This window comes from Agrobacterium sp. MCAB5, from assembly GCF_052114365.1.
Classification (GTDB): domain Bacteria; phylum Pseudomonadota; class Alphaproteobacteria; order Rhizobiales; family Rhizobiaceae; genus Agrobacterium; species Agrobacterium tumefaciens.
Genome location: NZ_JBFREP010000032.1, coordinates 1 through 1646, shown reverse-complemented (window position 1 = coordinate 1646; position 1646 = coordinate 1). Strand labels below are relative to the sequence as shown.

General features: G+C 53.9%; 3 protein-coding genes. 1 reads left to right on the top strand and 2 read right to left on the bottom strand.

Annotated elements, in window-relative coordinates:
• On the top strand, nt 1-436 hold a 436-nt coding region (locus AB4Z23_RS27060), incomplete at its 5' end, for an IS6 family transposase (protein WP_441361131.1).
• Between the two features lie 106 nt (nt 437-542).
• Here the strand turns inward: AB4Z23_RS27060 and AB4Z23_RS27055 are convergent.
• Both AB4Z23_RS27055 and AB4Z23_RS27050 read right to left on the bottom strand, forming a co-directional pair.
• Complete coding sequence (locus AB4Z23_RS27055; RefSeq protein ID WP_441361130.1) at nt 543-938, bottom strand: helix-turn-helix domain-containing protein; 396 nt, start codon at nt 936-938, stop codon at nt 543-545.
• Nucleotides 938-1234 (bottom strand): type II toxin-antitoxin system HigB family toxin, encoded by a 297-nt coding sequence (locus AB4Z23_RS27050; RefSeq protein ID WP_441361129.1) that lies wholly within the window; start codon nt 1232-1234, stop codon nt 938-940. Before AB4Z23_RS27050 ends, AB4Z23_RS27055 begins: the two co-directional genes overlap by 1 nt.
• Nucleotides 1235-1646: the final 412 nt, after the last annotated feature.

Here is a 1646-nt window from a genome sequence, read left to right as displayed (position 1 = left end):
GTTCTGGCTCTGGCGCGCCATCGATGCCAATGGCGATGTTCTCGATATCCTGGTTCAGGCTCGCCGCAACAGCAGGGCCGCCAGACGCTTCTTCTCCAGGCTGGTCAGGCAGTTTGGTCAGCCGCGCGTGGTCGTGACGGACAAACTGGGCAGCTACGTGGTGCCGATCCAGGCCATCGCTCCGGATGCCGATCACCGGGCGCACAAGGGGCTGAACAACCGAATTGAAAATTCCCACCGGCAGACCCGAAAACGCGAGAAGATCATGGGTCGGTTCAAGTCGACACGACAGGCACAGCGCTTCCTGTCGGCCCACGATCAAATCAACACGATCTTTCGTCCCCGCCGCTACACTCTGACCGCCATTTCATACCGCCATGCGCGGGCTGATGCATTCAGCCTGTGGGCGCAGTATGCCGCTGAAATGACAATCTGAAACTGGCGACACGGCGTCGATCGCACCCAACGCTAAACAACTTGGCAATGCCATCATGACTGGTCTCCRGGCGTTAGCTGGAATTCTGGAAYGACGCTGGCAGTCGTCAGGCGTACTTCASTTCCGGACCGTCAAGATGATAAGGCTCAACGAGGCAATCGGCAGGAATTCCCCATTCCTTGTGCAGCCGGTGAATCATTTCGACAGTCAGAGCACGCTTTTTGTTCAGCACTTCGGATGCACGAGAACGAGAAGCGAACAGCGTCGCGAGGTCACTCTGGCTGCGTCCTGTCAGCTCCATGTGGGCCTTGATAAGTTCAATCGGCTCGGGTGCATCGATGGGGTAGTGCTTGTTTTCGTACGCTTCGATGAGATCGGAAAGGACATCGAAGCGCATACCATCGGTACTGAAAGGATCGGGCGGGTTATCGAAATACTGGCTGACCTCTGCAATGGCCCATGCGAGGTCATCATCGTTTCTGATGGCGCGGATGTTGTCCATTACACTGTCTCCGGGTTAATCTGGTCATATTCCTTGTGAGTGCCAATGAACTTGATCAGTACTCGTTTGTAGGGGTAGGCGACGTGGACAATGAGCCGGTATTTGTTGCCCGATATGTCGAAAATGATGCGACTGTCGGAAACGAAATCTACCGTCGCGCCAAATGTTGCCTTCACATCGGCCGGCGTCATCCATTCGGCYTTGCTGACCATCGCGTGCCACGTTTTTAGGGGCGTCTCGGCGTGAGTGTGAAGCTCCCAGMATTGYCTCAATGTAGACTTGGCGATGATCTGCATAATCTTTGTCTACCGCATTCCCAAATTGGGAACAAGASSGATATTGGATGCGGAGAATAGCAAGTTTRATCTCCGCAATTATGCGGATTTTATCGTGCTTWATCTCYGCACGGCGCTTCAATCAGTRAYGCTAGCTGGCGCGATGAGATGAAGAGGCTGGTCGATCTCATTCAAATCTTGCCAAGAAATTGCTTTGGTAAGACAATCTCCCAACCGAGGAAAATTGATYAGCAGGGTCGCTGGTTCATATCCTTTCACATCAGGATTTTTGTCAATTGTTCATTCGAGTGGCATCGAATTTCTCCTTCGTAGGCGGATCCACGGTCTGAGCCCATAGCAATTACCGGCCCGGTTCTCGGGCCTATACAACCTCACATCCGGTCGCCGCTCTCACGCGGCTTCACGCGGCTGC